General features: G+C 64.8%; 15 protein-coding genes, 1 tRNA gene and 1 pseudogene. 7 read left to right on the top strand and 10 right to left on the bottom strand.

Translation table 11 applies throughout. The features are described from left to right. Window positions 1-398: 398 nt before the first annotated feature. Complete coding sequence (locus J6500_RS20885) at window positions 399-1,175, top strand: hypothetical protein (protein ID WP_225714572.1); 777 nt, start codon at window positions 399-401, stop codon at window positions 1,173-1,175. A 195-nt stretch (window positions 1,176-1,370) separates the two neighbouring features. Here the strand turns inward: J6500_RS20885 and J6500_RS20880 are convergent, their stop codons facing one another. Beyond that, window positions 1,371-1,844: an Hsp20 family protein gene (locus tag J6500_RS20880; RefSeq protein WP_225714571.1), complete on the bottom strand. Its 474-nt coding sequence runs from the start codon at window positions 1,842-1,844 to the stop codon at window positions 1,371-1,373. Between the two features lie 218 nt (window positions 1,845-2,062). On the opposite strand from J6500_RS20880, the gene J6500_RS20875 reads away from it, so the two are divergent. Further along, window positions 2,063-3,010, top strand: a complete 948-nt coding sequence (locus J6500_RS20875) for an alpha/beta fold hydrolase (RefSeq protein WP_225714570.1) — start codon at window positions 2,063-2,065, stop codon at window positions 3,008-3,010. A gap of 9 nt (window positions 3,011-3,019) precedes the next feature. Here the strand turns inward: J6500_RS20875 and J6500_RS20870 are convergent, their stop codons facing one another. Both J6500_RS20870 and J6500_RS20865 read right to left on the bottom strand, forming a co-directional pair. Beyond that, window positions 3,020-3,679, bottom strand: a complete 660-nt coding sequence (locus tag J6500_RS20870; RefSeq protein WP_225714569.1) for a hypothetical protein — start codon at window positions 3,677-3,679, stop codon at window positions 3,020-3,022. A 78-nt stretch (window positions 3,680-3,757) separates the two neighbouring features. Next, on the bottom strand, window positions 3,758-5,554 hold the full coding sequence (locus J6500_RS20865; protein ID WP_225714568.1) for an adenylate/guanylate cyclase domain-containing protein: 1,797 nt from the start codon (window positions 5,552-5,554) through the stop codon (window positions 3,758-3,760). Between the two features lie 248 nt (window positions 5,555-5,802). Here J6500_RS20865 and J6500_RS20860 point away from each other — a divergent pair, with 248 nt between their 5' ends. Continuing rightward, on the top strand, window positions 5,803-6,438 hold the full coding sequence (locus tag J6500_RS20860; RefSeq protein ID WP_225714714.1) for a LysE family translocator: 636 nt from the start codon (window positions 5,803-5,805) through the stop codon (window positions 6,436-6,438). 884 nt (window positions 6,439-7,322) lie between these two features. On the opposite strand, the gene J6500_RS20855 is transcribed toward J6500_RS20860, so the two are convergent. After that, window positions 7,323-7,565: a hypothetical protein gene (locus tag J6500_RS20855; RefSeq protein ID WP_225714567.1), complete on the bottom strand. Its 243-nt coding sequence runs from the start codon at window positions 7,563-7,565 to the stop codon at window positions 7,323-7,325. 59 nt (window positions 7,566-7,624) lie between these two features. Further along, window positions 7,625-8,377: a sulfite exporter TauE/SafE family protein gene (locus J6500_RS20850; protein WP_225714566.1), complete on the bottom strand. Its 753-nt coding sequence runs from the start codon at window positions 8,375-8,377 to the stop codon at window positions 7,625-7,627. 88 nt (window positions 8,378-8,465) lie between these two features. Between J6500_RS20850 and J6500_RS20845 the strand changes: the two genes are divergently transcribed. Continuing rightward, window positions 8,466-9,359: a LysR family transcriptional regulator gene (locus J6500_RS20845; RefSeq protein WP_225714565.1), complete on the top strand. Its 894-nt coding sequence runs from the start codon at window positions 8,466-8,468 to the stop codon at window positions 9,357-9,359. Window positions 9,360-9,388: 29 nt separating this feature from the next. On the opposite strand, the gene J6500_RS20840 is transcribed toward J6500_RS20845, so the two are convergent. The 4 genes and pseudogenes from J6500_RS20840 to J6500_RS20825 all read right to left on the bottom strand — a co-directional run bounded on the left by J6500_RS20840 (window position 9,389) and on the right by J6500_RS20825 (window position 13,811). Further along, window positions 9,389-9,877 carry an RlpA-like double-psi beta-barrel domain-containing protein gene (locus J6500_RS20840; RefSeq protein WP_312018232.1) on the bottom strand — a complete coding sequence of 163 codons (489 nt, stop codon included), beginning with the start codon at window positions 9,875-9,877 and terminating at the stop codon, window positions 9,389-9,391. A 317-nt stretch (window positions 9,878-10,194) separates the two neighbouring features. Next, window positions 10,195-11,165, bottom strand: a pseudogene (locus tag J6500_RS20835) (Bug family tripartite tricarboxylate transporter substrate binding protein). A gap of 84 nt (window positions 11,166-11,249) precedes the next feature. Then, window positions 11,250-12,029, bottom strand: a complete 780-nt coding sequence (gene hisN, locus J6500_RS20830) for a histidinol-phosphatase (RefSeq protein ID WP_225714563.1) — start codon at window positions 12,027-12,029, stop codon at window positions 11,250-11,252. An 894-nt stretch (window positions 12,030-12,923) separates the two neighbouring features. Further along, a complete protein-coding gene (locus J6500_RS20825; protein WP_225714562.1) occupies window positions 12,924-13,811 on the bottom strand; it encodes an N-formylglutamate amidohydrolase in 888 nt (295 codons plus the stop codon). A 296-nt stretch (window positions 13,812-14,107) separates the two neighbouring features. On the opposite strand from J6500_RS20825, the gene cpdR reads away from it, so the two are divergent. Then, the gene (cpdR, locus tag J6500_RS20820; protein WP_066502958.1) at window positions 14,108-14,467 is read left to right on the top strand and encodes a cell cycle two-component system response regulator CpdR; all 360 of its coding nucleotides are present in this window, start codon (window positions 14,108-14,110) and stop codon (window positions 14,465-14,467) included. Between the two features lie 79 nt (window positions 14,468-14,546). Further along, a tRNA-Val gene (locus J6500_RS20815) sits at window positions 14,547-14,621 on the top strand. 155 nt (window positions 14,622-14,776) lie between these two features. Here the strand turns inward: J6500_RS20815 and J6500_RS20810 are convergent. After that, complete coding sequence (locus J6500_RS20810) at window positions 14,777-15,184, bottom strand: hypothetical protein (RefSeq protein WP_225714561.1); 408 nt, start codon at window positions 15,182-15,184, stop codon at window positions 14,777-14,779. A gap of 384 nt (window positions 15,185-15,568) precedes the next feature. On the opposite strand from J6500_RS20810, the gene J6500_RS20805 reads away from it, so the two are divergent. Then, window positions 15,569-17,347: a peptidoglycan-binding protein gene (locus tag J6500_RS20805; RefSeq protein WP_225714560.1), complete on the top strand. Its 1,779-nt coding sequence runs from the start codon at window positions 15,569-15,571 to the stop codon at window positions 17,345-17,347. Window positions 17,348-17,693: the final 346 nt, after the last annotated feature.

Genomic DNA, 17,693 nt, shown 5'->3' with positions numbered 1-17,693 from the left:
CGCGAGCCGCATTTTCCTTAATTCAGACGACGGGCGTTCAACGTCCCTGTGGAACGGCCCTGCCTGCAGCATTCTCGGAGCCCGGGGCGCCGAGGTCTCGTTGCAATCCCTATGCCGGGATGGCCTCGAAATTGAGACAGTCTTACTGTCCTAACGCCGACCTTGCCAAATTTTTGTCTAACACACAAGCGCGCGAAAGTCCCCGCCTGCATGCTCGAATCGAGCGACTCCAGCGGTGCGTGTCGCCGCCGATTTGAAGCAAACGCGCCCCGATCTGGCCCAAGGACCGGCCAAGGACTGCCGGATTTGAAAATGAAATTTTGCCCCAAGGCAAGTTCGGGCAAGCCGGCAAGAGAGCGGAAACGCTCCCGGAGACGGGGCAGACAGGAGTACGGCGAATGAAGTTGTTCACAGGTTGGGTTGCAGCCGCGGCTCTCGGGCTCAGCGCGGCCGCAGCGCAGGCGCAACTGATCGGGCCTGCCCGGATCGGCAGCCCATTGCTGGTCAAGGTGTCCGACATGGACGGGCCCTATGCGGCGATGCCCGAGGTTCCGCCGCCGCCGCGCTACGGCCGCCTGCCGAGCCTGCTGCCGCCGGTCGAGGTCTATACTGTGCTGCGCGAGAACGGCTACCTGCCGCTCGGCGCGCCGCGGCAGCGTGGCTTCGTCTACACGATTTCGGTGATCGACCGCGGCGGCGATGACGGCCGGCTGGTGATCGACGCCCGCGACGGCCATATCATCCGCTTCGTTCCGGCCTATGCGATAGGCGACAATTTCGACGACGAACTGACCGCGACCTACGGGCCTGCCGGGGCGATGCCGCCGCCGATCCAGGCCCGGGTGCCGCGTCCGCCGGCCCCGATCCCGCACGTCGCCAGGCGCGCCGTGCCGGTGCCCAAGCGCAACCCGCTCGCGGCGGCCAAGCCCGTCGAGGCACCGGCTGCCGCCCAAGCCGCGGTACCGACGGCGACTGCTGCGGCGCCGGCCGGCGCGCCCGCACCCGCCCAGCCAGCAGTCGCCGAGGCGCCGAAGCCGGCCAACGCCCCCCAGGCGACCGCGCAGGCCGCCCCGGTGGCTGAGGCGCCGACCGTCGGCAACGCCGCTCCGCCGGCACCGGCCGCGCCCGCGATCCTGCCGACCCAGGAGATGCCGAAAGTGCAGGGACTGGAGTAATCCGTTGCCGGATGGGAAACTGCGGTAGCCCGGATGGAGCGCAGCGCAATCCGGGTCAGGTTTCTCCGCTGACACACAGCGGCCCCGGATTTCGCTCCGCTGCATCCGGGCTACAAGTTAGGGAGCTCATAAAAAACGCCCCGGTTTCCCGGGGCGTTTCGCGTGCAGCCAATATCTGCTGACGCCGACTTTTGCTTAGGCCGCGACCTTCGCCGAGCCGTCGACGACCTGCGGGGCCTTCTCGCCGCCGGAGATCGGAATGCTGCGGGGCTTCTTGGCCTCGGGGATCTCGCGGACGAGATCGACGTGGAGCAGGCCGTTCTCGAGCGAGGCATTCTTCACCTGCACGAAGTCGGCAAGCTGGAAGACGCGCTCGAACGCACGCGAAGCAATGCCGCGATAGAGCACCTCGGACTGGTTGCCGGAGTTCTCGTTGGCACCTTTCTCGCCCTTGATCGTCAGCGTGTTCTCCTTCGCGACGATCGAGAGTTCGGCCTGCGAGAAGCCGGAAACCGCAACGCTGATCCGGTAAGCATTCTCGCCGGTGCGCTCGATGTTGTAGGGGGGATAGCCGGGGCTGCCGTCCGAGGTCACCTGGTCGAGCAGGTTGAAGAGGCGGTCGAAGCCGACGGTGGAACGGTAGAAGGGCGTGAGATCATAGCTACGCATAGAATAGTCCTCCAGTGAGCGACTGTTTCAGTTACCCGCCCGCCATAGGGCCGGGCTTAGATGTGTGCAGCCTGATGTTCCGGTTCCGAAACACTGGTAGCGGCCTGCACGGAGGTGATATGGGAGGAACGATGTCGCGTTCAAGAGGCGGAAATCGCGTCGCTTTTGCCGACCCGCTCTCTTGATTTTCGTCCCGTCCCACCCATCCGGTTCTCCCCATGACGCTCGTCTCGATCCCCGCCAATCCGGTTCCGGAGGACGTCATCAGCGGCATGATCAAGACGCCCGATGGCGCCGAGCTGCGCTTTGCGCGCTGGGCGCCGCCGCCCGGCCGCAAGGGCACGGTCTGCGTATTCGCCGGGCGCGGCGAGATGATCGAGAAATACTTCGAGACCGTGCGCGACCTGCGCGACCGCGGCTTTGCGGTGGCGATGATCGACTGGCGCGGGCAGGGGCACTCGTCGCGGCGCCTGCGCGATCCGCGCAAGGGCTATGTCCGCGATTTCGCCGACTACGAGATCGACGTCGAGACCTTCGTGCAGCAGGTGGTGCTGCCGGACTGCCCGCCGCCCTATTTCGCGCTGGCGCATTCGATGGGCGGCGCGGTGATGCTGCGCGTGGCGCATGCCGGCAAGCGCTGGTTCGACCGCATGGTGCTGTCGGCGCCCATGATCGATCTGCCGCGCGGCCGCGTGTCGCTGTTGTCGAGCACGCTGCTGCGGATCATGCGCTACGCCGGATGGGGCGGCCGCTACGTGCCCGGCGGCAACGACGTGCTGGTCGGGACCGCGCCCTTCATCGGCAATCCCGTGACCAGCGATCCGGTGCGCCACGCCCGCAACGCCGCGATCCTCGAGGAAGACCCGACGCTCGGCATCGCCTCGCCGACGATTGCCTGGGCCGACACCGCGTTCACCGCGATGCGCACCTTCCGCGGCATGTCCTACCCATCCGACATCCGCCAGCCGATCCTGATGCTGGCGGCGAGCAACGACGAGGTGGTGTCGACCGCGGCGATCGAGGAGTTCGCCTACCACTTGCGCGCCGGCTCGCATCTCGTGATCGCCGGTGCCAAGCACGAGATCCTGCAGGAGCAGGACCGCTACCGCGCGCAATTCTGGGCGGCGTTCGACGCCTTCGTGCCAGGCACGCCGCTGTTCAAGTAACTCGATCGTTCAGCCGTTGAGCAGCGCGACGATGCGGTCCGGAAAGCGCCGTTCGACGAACAGGGTCCTGACCTCGGCGACGCTGAGGTAGCGGTCCTTGCCTTCGCCCTTGCCCATGATGTCGAGCAGCACCGGCCACTCGCCGAGCATCAGCAGGCGATAGTAGTAGTGCCGGATCGTCCAGGATGTGGAGTGCTCGCTGGCGGCGCGCCGGAAGTTGTCCGCCATGAAGGTCTTGATCTCGGACGCCGACAGGCCGCGCTCGACGCTGCCATCGGGAGCCTTGTAGTCGCGGCCGTAGCTGGTGAGGCGCGCGATCTCGTCCTCATGCACAATCGCCTGCTGATCGAGAATGCGCGAGCCGGCGCCGTGCTTGTCGAGCGGGCCGTTGCGCAACTCGTCGAGGATGGCGCCGTGGAGCAGGCTGCGCAGTTGGCTGAGCGGGCCGAAGCCGTTGGCGCCCTGCGCGACCAGGAAGATCTTTGCCCGCGCGCTGAAGCCCGCCAATCCGGTCTTGCCGGTGGCGCGGCCGATCGTCTCGGTCAGTTCGGGCAGCGGCACGATGTGACCGCCGACATAGTTGCCGGCAACCAGCGCGCGCAGGAACGGGCAGGGATTGTTCGGAGAAACCTGCGGGGCGGGCGCCTCGCTTGCAGCAATATCGGCCATGAAATCCCGTCCTGAAAGCATCAAGCCTAAGCAGCATCCATTACCGGGCGATGAATTCGCTCGGAGTCTTGGCGAAACCTAGTCCATAGCGAATTTCGGTGTCGATGCAACCAGAGCGAGTTTGCCGAACGGGACGCCGGCTTTCAAGAGGCCGTCGCGGTAATGGGCGATATCGGCCGGATTCTTCCAGTGGAAATTGCGCAAGTGCCGCTCGACCGTCAGCCCGGGATGGTTGCCGAGCAGCGCCTCGGCCGCCTGCGCAGCCTCGTCCTTGCGGCCGAGCTGGGCCAGCGCCGCGGTGCGCACCGCAAGGCATTGCAGATGGTTCGGGTTGAGGTAGAGCCCTTCGCGCGACCATGACAGCGACGCGTCATACTGCCCGAGCAGATAATGGCTGAACGCATTCAGCGCCGCCCACTGGTAGCGCGGATCGCTGTTGCCGCGCTGGACCGCGGTCGAGAACAGCTCGACCGCCTTGCGGTGGTCGCCGATCACCATGTGGCAGATGCCGAGCACGCCGCGCGCGCCCATGTCGTAGGGGTTGAGCTCGATCGCCCGCTTGATGGCGTCCATCGCGGCTTCGTAATGGCCCTGCATCGCGTGCAGATAGGCGAGCAGCTGAAACGCGAAGGAGGAGCGCGGATCGAGCCGCACGCTGCTCTCGGCCAGCGCCACCGATGACGCCCACAGCTCGCGCGTGCTCGGGATCCAGCCGAACTGCGCGGCCTGAATCTGGATCAGCGCCAGATACGCCCGCGCGATCGACAGCGCAGGATCGAGCTCGATCGCCTCCTTGAACAGGGCGATCGCGGCTTCGCAATCGGTCTTGGTCTGCTGATAATAGTGCGACAGGCCCTTCAGGAATCGATCCCACGCGGTCAGCTCGGAGTTCGGTGAGCGCGCCGGTGCGGAGGCCTCGGCGCGGTAGATCTCCTGGGCGACGGCGGCGGAGAGATTGGCGGTGATCTCGTCCTGCATCGCGAACAGGTCGCCCATGTCGCGGTCGTAGCGGCCGGTCCACAGCTGCTCGCCCTTTTCCGGGGCGATCAGCTCGGCGGTGACGCGGATCTTGTTGCCGGCGCGGCGCACCGAGCCCTGGATCAGATAGGTGGCATCGATTTCGCGTGCGATCAGGCGGGTCGGGACGCTCTTACCCTTGTAGGCGAAGGTCGAGTTACGGCTCAGCACGCGATAGAAGGATTGCAGCGACAGCGCGTGGATCAGGTCCTCGGTCAGGCCGTCGGCGAAATATTCGTCGTCGCTGCCCGAGAGGTTGTCGAACGGCAGCACGCCGACGATCGCGGTCCGATATTGCCCGGGCAGATGCGGCCCGTCCTGCGGCGCCTGCTCCTGGACGTCGGATCCGGCGGGCGCCCAGGTCCAGACATGGATCGGCTCGGCAATGTTCTTGAAGCGGTGCGGGCCGGCATCGGCCAGCGTGACGGCGAGCCGCCGCCCGGCCTCGGTGCGGGCCTTGTCCGACACCGCGATGCCGCCGGGCGCCGCCACGGTCTCGAGCCGGACGGCGATGTTGACGTCGTCGCCGAACACCTCGTCCTCGTCGGCCATGACGTCGCCCATGTGGACGCCCATCCGGAAATGCATGGCGCGGTCGGTCGGCAGATGTTCATTGCGTTCAGCCATCAGCGTCTGCATCGCGACCGCGGCCTCGATCGCGCCGATGATGCTCGGAAACTCCAGCAGGAAGCCGTCGCCGGTATTTTTGACGATTCGGCCGCCGTGATTGAGGATGATAGGGTAAATCGCGCTGCGATGGGCCTTGAACGAGGCATGCGTGCCTGCCTCGTCGACACCCATCATGCGGGAGTAGCCGGCGATGTCGGCGCAAAGAATGGCAGCGAGCCGTCGTTCCATATTGTCTGGGCCCCGGAATGGTCACTCAGCCGACGTGACCGAGTCGCATACTTACAGGACAGGACGGGTCTGGCGAAAGCTCGGTTTGCAGGCAGCTATAATGCATTGTAGCAGGAATTGGCATGCGACGATCGGACTGCGCAACGCTGTCCTCTCCTGAATTCATATGTCTTGGGAATGGCCGTCCCGGGAATGGCGCTATTCTGATCGGCCTTTCTACTTCGTTACTCATGTGGGTCACGCTCGCCATGCTTGGAATTCACGAACTCTGGCTCTTTGTTCTCTCCGGCCTGCTGCTCAACATCACGCCGGGGCCCGATACGGCCTACATCATCGGGCGCAGCATTCAACTCGGATGGCGCGGCGGGGCTGCCGCTGCACTCGGAATCAGCTGCGGCTGCCTAGTCCATGTGCTGGGAGCGTCGATCGGGCTGTCGGCGCTGCTGATGGCCTCCTCGACCGCGTTCCTGGCGGTCAAGCTGATCGGTGCGGCCTATCTGGTCTGGACCGGATTGCAAATGCTGCTGTCCAGCGCCAAGCCGATCGTCGAGATCGGGGGGCAGAAGGGCGAGACATCTGTCTCCCGGGTATTCTGGCAGGGGGCGCTGACCAACATCCTCAACCCCAAGGTGGCGCTGTTCTTCCTGGCCTTCCTGCCGCAATTCGTGGCAGCCGATTCGCCGCACAAGACGCTCGCCTTCCTGGTGCTCGGACTGATCTTCATCACGACGGGAACGTTGTGGTGCTTCGGCGTTGCTGCCTTCGCGGCACGCGCCGCCGGCCGCATCCGGCAATCCACCGGGGTGATCACCTGGATCAACCGTTCGCTCGGAGGCCTGTTCGTTTATCTCGGCGTCCGCGTCGCGATGCTGGAAGCGCGCTAACCGGCACCCCAAATGGGCCACGATGCGTTCCACCGATCCTACATCCGATTCGTTAACCTCATTCAGGAGCGCAAGTTGGGCGGCGCCAGGCTGGTGGCGACGAAGCCAGCGTAGCCCGCATGAGCGAAGCGACATGCGGGTTGCGTGGTGTCCCGCATATCGCTCGCGCATGTGGCTACTGATTGAATTGCACGGTGTGCCGCGTCAGAGACTTACCGCCGGTAATAGCGATACGGCGGCTCGAAAACGTAGGTCGAGCCGTAGCGGTACGGCAAAGGATCATAGCCGATCACATAGGCTGTTCTCAGTCGGTAGTGTTTGTATCGCACCACGCGGACGGGTTTGCGCCATGTGTCGCACACGCAGCGTTGACGGGAGCTAAAATCGGACAGCTGACTGCCCTGTGGCTTCAGGTGAGCCGCGGATGCCGCGTCCGGAAAAAAGATGCAGAGAGCGCAAAATGCGAGAATTGCCAGCGGCCGAGCCATAGGATCAAACCCAATCGCGGAGATGAACAAGCTCGACAACTGCTCGGAAACAGGCAAGTTCCAAAGGGCATGTGGCTGCCTCGTCCGAAGCGGCTGGGCGCCGTGACTTTCCGACGGATATCGTTTGAGGAGGGAAATCCTAATCGGCAGCCTTCGAAAGTTCAGGGGGAAAGCTCGCATCTATGTCGTCGCGCGGCAGCTTCAAGCCATGCGACAGCGTCCCTGCCTTGCAGACCTGACCGTTTGCGGAGGCCCGTGAACGACTACATATCGCGCATGCGACGGGCGCCTCGCGCCATCGCAGCCCCTCTTTGAGGGCGTTTCCTCCCTAGACTTGGGCCGCTTGTTCACTCAGGCGGCCTTTTTCTTTCATCAAGCTGAGCAGTGCAGGCCCGATCAGTCGGGCTTCTTCTCGCGCTTCCAATCCATGCGCTCGATGCGTTCGTCGATCAATCGATTCACTTTCTGGTCTCGCCGCGTATCCTTGCTGAACAATCCGCCGTGCAGGCGATAGGCAAGGAGCAGCAGGACGACAATGCCGCCGATGAGAAAATAGGACCAGTCCATGGCCAGAACCGCCGGGCGGCCGCAATCGCCGCAACGCGCGGAACATAAGGCCGGCTCGGCCGACTTGTCCATCTATTGCGGGTGGTCGCCTGTCGAACGTCCAGGCTGCTTGCCTCGCACTCTCCGATGCATCAACCGTGCAGCTTGGGCAGCGCGCTGCCCGCAAGATAGATGCCGAGCAGGATCATCGCGATCAGGAACCAGCGGCGGAACACGTCCGGCTGCATCCGTTGGCGGACGGCCTGGCCGATGAACATGCCGGTGAAGGATGCCACCATCGCGACCGCGCCCGGCAGCGCGGTGGCGGCCGTCAGCAGCCCCGTTGCCGTGAGGTTGAAGGCAAGCGCGACTGTCGCGGTGGTGAAGAAGACGCCGAGCGCCTGCACCAGCTCGTCCCTTTCCATGCCGATCGCCTGCATGAACGGCATCGAGGGGATGACCTGAACGCCGGTGGCGGCCGAGATCAGGCCGGTGATGACGCCGACGATGCCGCCGATCCATTTCTCGTCGCGTCGCGCCACCTTGAAGCTGAACTTGCTGAGGCCGACGATGGCGTAGATCACCAGCAGGATGCCGAGCACGACGGTTCCATAGGCTGCGTAGGGTCCAGTCAAGAGCCCGGCATTGAGCCAGATACCGGCCACGGTGCCGAGCATCAGCGGCCACAGCCGCTTGAGGATGTCGCGCAGATAGGGGCCGACGAAGGTCTGCCAGATATTGGTGACGATCGCCGGCACGATCACGATCGCGATGGCGCGGCCGGGCGACATCGTGGTGGCAAGCAGGCCCATCGCCACCGTCGGCAGCCCGAGGCCGAGCGTACCTTTGACGAAACCGGCGAGCAGGAAAGCGAAGGCGATGAAGATCAGGAGATGGTCCACCATGGCCGCACATTGACCGATCGGCGCAATCGGCACAATCTGGAGGTTACGGAGTTAGCCTTCGCTTGATCCGAAGGGCAGGGGAGACATCATGCGGTTTGACCTGGTCGACCTGCAACTGTTTATCGCGGTCGCCGATGCGCGCAGCATCACCCACGGCGCCGCGCGCGCCAACCTCGCGCTGGCCTCGGCCAGCGAGCGGATCAAGGGCCTCGAGGATGCGCTCGGCGTCGCGCTGCTCAAGCGTGGCCGCCGCGGCGTCGAGCTGACCGCGGCCGGCGAGAGCCTGCTCGGCCACGCCCGTATCGTGCTGCACAATGTCGAGGCCCTGCAGGGCGACCTCGCCGCCTATGCCTCCGGCGTCCGTGCCAACGTGCTGCTGCTCGCCAACACCTCGGGCCTGTCCGAGCATCTGCCGCGGGCGCTGGCCAATTTCCTGCACGAGCATCCCGACATCAGCGTCGACGTCGAGGAGCGTGAGAGCACCGATATCGCGGATGCGATCGCCAGCGGTGCTGCCGATCTCGGCTTCGCTGCCGAGCACGTGCTGCCCGACAGCGTGGAGCGCTTCCTGTTCAGCGAGGATAAGCTGATGCTGGTTGCCTCGCGCCGCAGCGATCTTGGCGGCCGCCGCCAGATCGATTTTCAGGAAGTGGTCGGCCGCGATTTCGTCGGGTTGACGGCCACCTCGGCGCTACAGGTGCATATCTCCCGGCACGCGGCGAAGCTCGGCGCGCGACTGCGCTTCCGTGCTCGGCTGCGCGGCTTCGACGCGATCTGCCAGCTGGTCGCTGCCGATGTCGGCGTCGCCGTGATTCCGGAGACCGCGGCGCGCCGCTGTGCTGCGGCGATGCCGATCGTCACGATCCGGATCCGCGACGCCTGGGCCAACCGCCGCCTGACGATCTGCGCCCGCAGCTTCAAGGCGCTGCCGCGGCCGGCCAAGCAGCTGGTCGAGCATTTGCGCGCCGAGGCGCAGCGGTGAATGTAAGGATTTGAAACGAGGAGGCCTATTCAGCCCACCGGTCCTGGGCTCCAGTAGTCGCCTGAAAGCGGGCTGACCTTGACGTCATCAATGACGCCGATATCCAGGCTCGGATCGAAATAGCGCATCGTCCGCTCGTTGAAGTCAATGATACGGCCGGGCCGCAATGGCCCGACGTCATTGATCTTGACGATGACCTTCTTGCCCGCGGCCTCGACCAGGGCATATTTCGGCCTTGCGCCAAATTGGACCCCGCCAAACTTCTTTCGCAAACTCGTCTTGATCGCAGCCGTCCAGGCGGAGGGATCATAACGCTCGCCGGAGGCGGTGCTCGGACCGCCCTCCTCCCTGCCGGGCTTGAATGGATTGTACATGGATGCGGCGCCAACGATCGCAGTCTTCGTCGCGGCCTCGACGACGGCGCTTGCATGAATTCCTTCACTTCGAGCAACGTTGACAGAAACGGCAAGCGCAATCAGGGCGCCGCAGACTGCGGCGCTCGAGCAGAACAGCATCATATCTCCTGTGATTTTTTCGATCGGTTCCCGATCGCAAACATGGTCAAGCGAACGCGGATGCGTGGATGGACTTGCGCCAATCGTTTGCGAGTTCGAGCCAAACCCCTCGGCTATGGAACCGTCGTGAGAACCAGTGGTCCTCACGCAGTGTTTTAGGTTTGCAGCGACTAAAACGGAGATTGCGTCAGCAGCATGGCCTTGCGGCACCTTGGCGCGAGCGGCGCGTGCCACGTCCGTGTCGGGTCAAAGCCGTCGCTGACCGCAGAGCCAAGCAACGGCCGCTTCGCGCGCGGAGCGGAACTGCATCCGCATGCTGCTTACTTCGCCGTCGCGATGCCGGCATCTTGGATCACCTTGGCCCATTTGCCGATCTCGGCATTGATGAAGCCGCGGAAATGCTCTGGCGTGTCGCCGGCGACGGTGAGGCCCTGCTCGGCGAGCCGCGCCTTGACGTTTGGATCGGCCATCGCTTGGTTGGCAACGCGGTTCAACGTGGCCACGATGTTCTCGGGCGTGCCCGCCGGTGCGAGCATGCCGTACCAGTTCTCGATCAGCAGTTCGGGCATCCCGACTTCCGCGGTGGTCGGCACGTCGGGCGCGGTCGACGCGCGCGCCGGTGCGCCAAGCGCGATCGGGCGCAGCGCACCCGCCTTGATCTGCGGCAGGATCACCGGCAGGTCGAGGAACGTCATCTGCACCTGCTGCCCCAGCAGATCGTTGATCGCGGGGGCGGCGCCGCGATACGGCACATGGACGACGTCGATCTTCGCAGTCAGCTTGAACAACTCGCCCGCCAGATGCGGCAGGCTGCCGAGGCCCGAGGACGCGAAATTGAGTTTTCCGGGCTGCGCCTTCGCCAGCGCGACCAGCTCCGTCATGTCGCGCGCGCCGGAACGTTGGTCGCGACCACCAGCATCTCCGGAACGGTCACGACGAGCGTGATCGGCGCGAAATCCTTCCGGGGATCGTAGGCGACTTTCTCCATTGCCGGGCTGACGGCGAGCGAGCTCGCGCTGGTGATGCCGATGGTGTAGCCGTCCGGCGCGGCCTTCGCCACGGCATCGGTGCCGAGCACTCCCGCCTGTCCGCCGCGGTTGTCGATCACGACCGGCTGCCGGATCAGTTCCGACATCTTCTGCCCGACCACGCGCGCGATGATGTCGTTCGGGCCGCCGGCCGGGAACGGCACGATCAGGCGGATCGGCTTGGCCGGAAACTCCTGCGCTGCGGCAACGACGGGCGCGAGAAGCAGAAGAAGCCCTGCCAGCAGTCTGCCGCAAATCGTCATGTGCGCCCGTCCCTGACGTTTCTGGTTGCCGCCAGAATGGGCGCGGATCAATCGCGCGGCAACCCGGGAAATCGGGCCGAGAAATCAGGCGTTGAGCAGCTTCATCGCCGCTTCGTGGACGCGGGGATCGCCGGCGGCGATGATGCGGCCACCGGCCTGTGCGGGTTTGCCGTCCCAGGTCGTGACGATGCCGCCGGCGCCGGTGACGATCGGAATCAGGCCGGCAATATCGTAGGGCTTGAGCTCGGTCTCGACCACGAGGTCGAGATGGCCGGAGGCGAGCATGCAATAGGAGTAGCAGTCGCCGCCGTAGCGCGTGAGCTTGGCGACATTCTCGATGCGGGTGAAGCAGGCACGGTCGTCCGCATTCATCAGCAGCGGGCTCGTGGTGTAGGCGGTCGCCTCCTTCAGCGACGCGCAGCGCCGCACCGAGAGCTTCCGCTCGCCGGACGGGCCGGAATAATGCGCCGAGCCGTTGTCGCCGGAGAAGCGCTCGCCGATATAAGGCTGGTGCATCATGCCGAATACCGGCGTACCTTTGTGCAGCAGCGCGATCAGCGTGCCCCAGATCGGGAAGCCGGCGATGAACGACTTGGTGCCGTCGATCGGGTCGAGCACCCAGACGTAGTCGGCATCCTCGCGCTCATTGCCGAATTCCTCGCCGACGATGCCGTGCTGGGGGAAGTTCGACTTGATCAGCCGCCGCATCACCGCTTCCGCGGCGCGGTCGGCCTCGGTGACGGGATCGAAATCGTTCGAGCTCTTGTTGTCGATCGAGAGCGAGGTCCGGAAGAACGGCAGGATGGTTTCGCCGGACGCGGTCGCGAGGCGGCCGATGAAGGCGGTAAAGTCGATGACCGTCACGGCAGGTCCTTCGGAAGGCGCAACGCGCACGTGGAAATCGCAAGGTGCTCTTGTCGAGGACGTCTTGCCTAGCTCAATCCGGTGCCGTGCGCACGATTAACGGAGCGTTATTCCCACCCTGATGACGGGTTCCGGACTTTCGATTCGGCTTCGGATTCGAAAGCTGCCCTGCTGCCGGGCGGGATCACGAAGTTGCGAGTTCTGGTATACGGGCTATGCGCGTGGCGCCGGCCGTTGCGGATTTTTTGTCGTAAGTTGCTGTGAAATAACAGGAAAATTCAATTAAATGGGTCTGTTGCATATTCGCCAGCCTCCTCAACAGAGCGCAGAAAATGTTTCGAAAGTTCTTGCGTTTTGTGCAGCGCGGTCGCATATTGTTGCGGTGCGGTAGCGCCTCGCGCTATCGCTGCCCTCCTTGGGCGTTTCCTCCCTAGACTTGGGCCGCTTGTTCATTCAAGCGGCCCTTTTTTCTTGAGGCACATTCCTTCTTCGTCATTCCGGGGTGCACTCGAACTCGGGTTCACCCGACTTCGGCTCATTTTCATGCTTGTCGCGCGGATAAATGGATTCCGGGTTCATGACTTCGTCGTGCCCTCAGGATTACGACGGGTTGGTTTGCTCAACTTGCTCGGTCATCGCCCGGCTTGCCGCCTCCGCTAAAGCTCCGGCGTGCCCGAGATCGCAAGCCTCGTCGAAGCCTTGGCGCAGACGGGACAGGGCGATCCAGTATTCCAGAGACACTCGTTATTAAACCGATAGGCCGCGGCGTACTGGATCGCCCGGGCCATCTGCGCAATTGCGCACAGGCCGGGCGATGACAGCGGTGGGTGAGGACAGAGCTTCACACCCTCTCAGGTGCGCAATCGCGCACCGGGAATGACGAGCGAGGGATTTCTACTCCGCGGCCGCCTGGAAGGGACCAAGATCGCCGAAGGGGATCGTCGCCAGCGCATCCGCCAGCGTCGCGAAGTCGGCCGCCACCTGGGCGAAGCGCGGGCCCCGCTCGCGGCGCCGCTCATCCATATAGACGGCGCGGTTGAGCTCGATCTGCACGGTGTGCAGGCCGCTTGCCGGATTGCCGTAATGCTCGGTGATGAAGCCGCCGGCATAGGGCTTGTTGCGGCCGATCGAATAGCCGAGCGCGCTCAGGGTCTCCTCGACCAGATCGGGCAGCAGCGCCGCGCAGCTCGTGCCATAGCGATCGCCGATCACGACGTCGGGCCGCCGCGGCTCGTCGCGCGACACGCCGATCGACGGCATCGAATGGCAGTCGATCACCACCACCGTGCCGAACGCCTGATGGGCCTTGTTGATCAGCCGGCGCAGTGCGCGGTGATAGGGCTTGTACAGCACCTCGATCCGTCGCAGCGCCTCATCGACGTCGAGCCGCTCGCGATAGATCTCCTGGCCGTCGCCGACCACGCGCGGGATCGTGCCGAGGCCGCCGGCCACCCGCATCGAGCGCGTGTTGGCGAAGCTCGGCAGCCGCCCGGTGAACATGCGCGGATCGAGCTCGTAGGGCTCGCGGTTCACGTCGACGTATGAGCGCGGGAAATTCACGCGCACGGTCGGAAAGCCGCGCTCGCTGAGGCCGCCGATCAATTCGTCCATAAAAGAGTCTTCGGAGCGGCGCAGCGCGGCGACATCGATCCGCGACGCGTCGAGGAATTCGGCCGGATAGACTGAACCCGAATGCGGTGAGTTGAAGATGATCGGCGCGCGCCAGGCCTGCGGCTCGACGATCTCGAACGGGGGCGACACATCGCCAGCAAACTCGGTCATTCCCTTGGCGCCGTCCCTTGTGTCCGCCAGGTCCGGATTTCTGCCGGAAAAGCGGAGATTTATGGGCGCACATTGTCGGTAATCGCGGCCATTCTGCCAAGTGAAAAGAGCGTGGTTGGCGGCTGGAACGCATCTTAGGAGCGGAAAAATCGCTCCTGTTGATTCGATGCGCCCTTCGGTCCACAAATAGCTTGCGCTCGCCGGCGCTGGCCGGGCGCAAATTTCACCCGAAATTTACCGACTGTCGGGCTTAGTGTCCGGACAGATCCTCAACGCCGGATTCGACGATCCCTGCCATGCCGAAAATTCTCCTCGCGGAAGACGACAACGATATGCGCCGCTTCCTGGTCAAGGCGTTGGAAAACGCCGGTTTCAAGGTCTCGCCGCACGACAACGGCATGTCGGCCTACCAGCGGCTCCGCGAGGAGCCGTTCGAAATGCTGCTCACCGATATCGTAATGCCGGAGATGGACGGCATCGAGCTGGCGCGCCGCGCCTCGGAACTCGACCCCGACATCAAGATCATGTTCATCACCGGCTTCGCTGCGGTCGCCCTCAATTCCGATTCGGAGGCGCCGAAGAACGCCAAGGTGCTGGCCAAGCCGGTGCACCTGCGGGAGCTGGTCAGCGAAGTGAATAAGCTGCTGGCGGCCTGATTCGGGCCTGAATTAACGACTTTGCGTCCTTGCCTGCCCCGTCCGGGTCCGTTATAGGGACCCGACCCAATACGATTTGGGGTGCGTAGCTCAGCGGGAGAGCACTACCTTGACATGGTAGGGGTCACAGGTTCGATCCCTGTCGCACCCACCATCCTTCGCTCGCGTAGCGTGCGAAGGATGTCACGCCGGAGCCCAACGGGCGCAGGCCGACTTGCGGCCGCGAGCCACGCGTCTTCTCGATCATCTTCACGCGTCTCAGAGCGCCGGGCAGAGGCCCGCGTTCAGCACGCGGGCCTCCGCTCGATATCACCACCGCGGATAGGCGCCGCGGTAGTAGGCGTAGGAGCCGAAAGCCGGGCGGACCGCATAACGATAGCGGTAAGCCGGCCGGTATCCGGAATAGTATGTCGTGGTGTATCCGCCGCCCCAACGATACGGCCCGACATAATCGTCGTCATAAGCGTAGCTGCCGTAATAGGCAGGTGCGTAGTACGCAGGGGCGTAGCCGCCGTAGTAGCCGTACCCGGGACCATAGCCGTAACCAGGACTCCAGGCGTAGGCCGATGAGGCGAGCCCGCCGACGACCGCGCCGGCGATCAAGCCGCCAGCGACCGCGCGGCCGAATCCATCGCGTGCTTCGGCCGGCGCCGGCGCAGCGACCGAGCTCAAGCCGAGCGCGCCGACCGTCGAAAGAACAAGTGCTGTCTTCTTCATGTGATCCTCCTTCGCTGGTGATTGCCCTGCCGATCAACGGGAGAGAACGGCGTTGGTTGCGAGCGAAGGCGCGCCGCCGGCGGCGCGGACCCGCCGATACCGGAACAACTGTTCACAGCTGAACGGAACTGGCCGGGCGCCGCGCGCCGGATGATCGTGCAGGTGTTCCCGGAGGCGCCAAATGTCGCGTCGAGCACTCGCCTAGGAACGGCTGCCGCGGCACCGCTGTTTGTAAGCGAGGCAGGTTCGTTGGTGAGCCGCGTGCACCCCAGTGCAACGAGGCTCACCTGACCTTTGGAGCGCGGCTCCGCCAGAGCGAACGCCGATGTCAGGCGCCAGCTTTGCGAACGGAACAACCGCCACGTTTGGAGGAGGAGATCGGCAATGCAGAGCAAGATTGCAAAGAACAAGTTGCTGCTGACGACAGCGCTGCTGTTGGTCGGCGTCAGCGTCGCCTCGGCACAGGGCATGCGCGAAGGTGCCGGCGGTGGCGGCGGTGCAGGCGGCGGTGCGAGCATGGGCGCCGGAGCCGGCGGCGAACGCGGATCATCCGCAGGCGCGTCGGAGGGACGTTCCGGCGGTGAAATGCGCGGCAGCCCCTCGGGCGCAGCGCGAAGCGGAGGCATGACGGAAGGCCGCGGACGCGGCGGAGAATCCGGCATGAGCGAACGCGGACGTGCACAAGGCCAGGCTGAGCGGCAGATGGGCCGCGATGGCGCCGCCGAGCGCGGCGAGAGTGCGCGGGGCCAGACGACCGGACAGGCCCGCGACAGTGGCCGCGCCGAGCAGCGCGGCGAACAGCAAATCCAGCGTGACCGGTCGAGAAGCGATCAGACCGTCGGACAGAGCCGGCGTGACCGCGAGCAAACCGGCCGCGATGACTCCCGCGAACGCGGCAGCGCCGCGACACGAGAGAGCCAGCAGCAGAACCGCAGCGGTGCCGCGAACCAGCGCGAAGGTATGACGACAGGCCAGAGCAAGGGCTCGAGCACGACGACCGGCCAGAACCCGAGAGCCGGCCAGAGCACGACGGGCGCCGCCACTCAGCAGCAGCCGGGTACGGCACAGGGCCGCACGGATCCCAACCAAACGACTGGTCAGACTAACCAGACGACCGGTCAGACCAACCAGACCACTGGTCAGACGAGCGGCCAGACGCAGGGTCAGACCGGCGCCGCCGCCCAGACCCAGTCGAACGCAACGGTGCAAACCCAGGCCGGCCGCACCGTGACCGCGCAGCAGCAGAGCACGATCCAGCAATCAGTGCTGTCGGCACGCAACGCGCCGCGCGTCAACGTCAACTCGATCAACTTCGCAGTCCACGCGGGTGCGGTCGTGCCGAGCCACTTCAATGCGGTGTCGGTCTCGGCCTATCCGGCGCTGATCGATGCGTTCCCGTATTATCGCGACGACAGCTTCTTCATCGTCGAGGACGAGGTCGTGTTCCTCGATCGGAGCCGCCGCGTTGTCGACGTGGTCCCGGTCGGACCGCGAACGCACTACAGCCAGCGCGGTGGCAGGAGCGGCGGCGGCAGCATGGCGATGATGGATCTGAGCCCGCAGCAGATCCGCGAAGTGCAGCAGGTGCTGATCGATCGCGGCCTGCTGGTCGGCGAGGCCGACGGCGTGCTCGGCTCGCGCACCCGCGAGGCGCTGATCACGTTCCAGCGTCGCGAGGGCATCTCGACCAGCGGCAGCATCGATACGCGGACAGTGACCGCATTGGGACTGTCTGAGCGCTTCGGTCAGGGAGCCGGGCAAAGCCAGTCGACGGTCGGCCAGGGCGGCGCGCAACAGAACACGACCGGTCAGGCCAACGCGCCGCAGAACCAGTCGACCAGCGGGCAGGCTGGCACTCAGCAGCCTAACCAGCAGAACACGACTGGACAAACCACCGGCCAGGCGCCGCAAAACCAGAACCAGTCGACATCGGGCCAGACCAGCAACCAGCCGTCGGCTCAGCAGCCAGCCCCGCAGCAGAATACGACGGGACAGGCTGCGCCGCAGAACCAGTCCACCGTCGGACAGAGCGGCAACCAGCCGAACGCAAATCAGAACACGCAGTCCGGCCAGAACAGCGGTCCGTCATCGTCGGTCTCGGGCCAGGGCGCACAGACGCCCGCGCAAAATAACACCGGTCAGGGTTCGACCGGCAGCAAGTAGCAGCAGCTCACGCGAGAGCCCCGCCGCGAGGCGGGGTTCTTTTTGTGTCCGCGCTGATTGCGCAGCCGCCCCTCCGCGCGAACGTCAGCCGATGTATCGTGTTGGAGAGCCGTCACCGGGATGTGCCGAGATTCCGGCGGTCATTGGCGGCCTTTGTGCCCACGGCGGGCAAATTTACTGGTGACATTTCAGACGCGATGCCTCGTGACGACTGGGTCGGAACGGGGTCGAAAATTATTGCCAATCTCAGAAGGAGGCAGCAGGCGCCATGCAGAACGTCAAGCTGATGCGGCTGTTCACGTAGGACGAGATCAAACAGGTGCGCCAGAACGCGGTCAAGCTGCGC

Source organism: Bradyrhizobium semiaridum (assembly GCF_020329505.1).
Lineage (GTDB): Bacteria > Pseudomonadota > Alphaproteobacteria > Rhizobiales > Xanthobacteraceae > Bradyrhizobium > Bradyrhizobium semiaridum.
The sequence above is the reverse complement of the archived record's forward strand: the minus strand, read 5'-3'. Positions and strand labels throughout refer to the sequence as shown.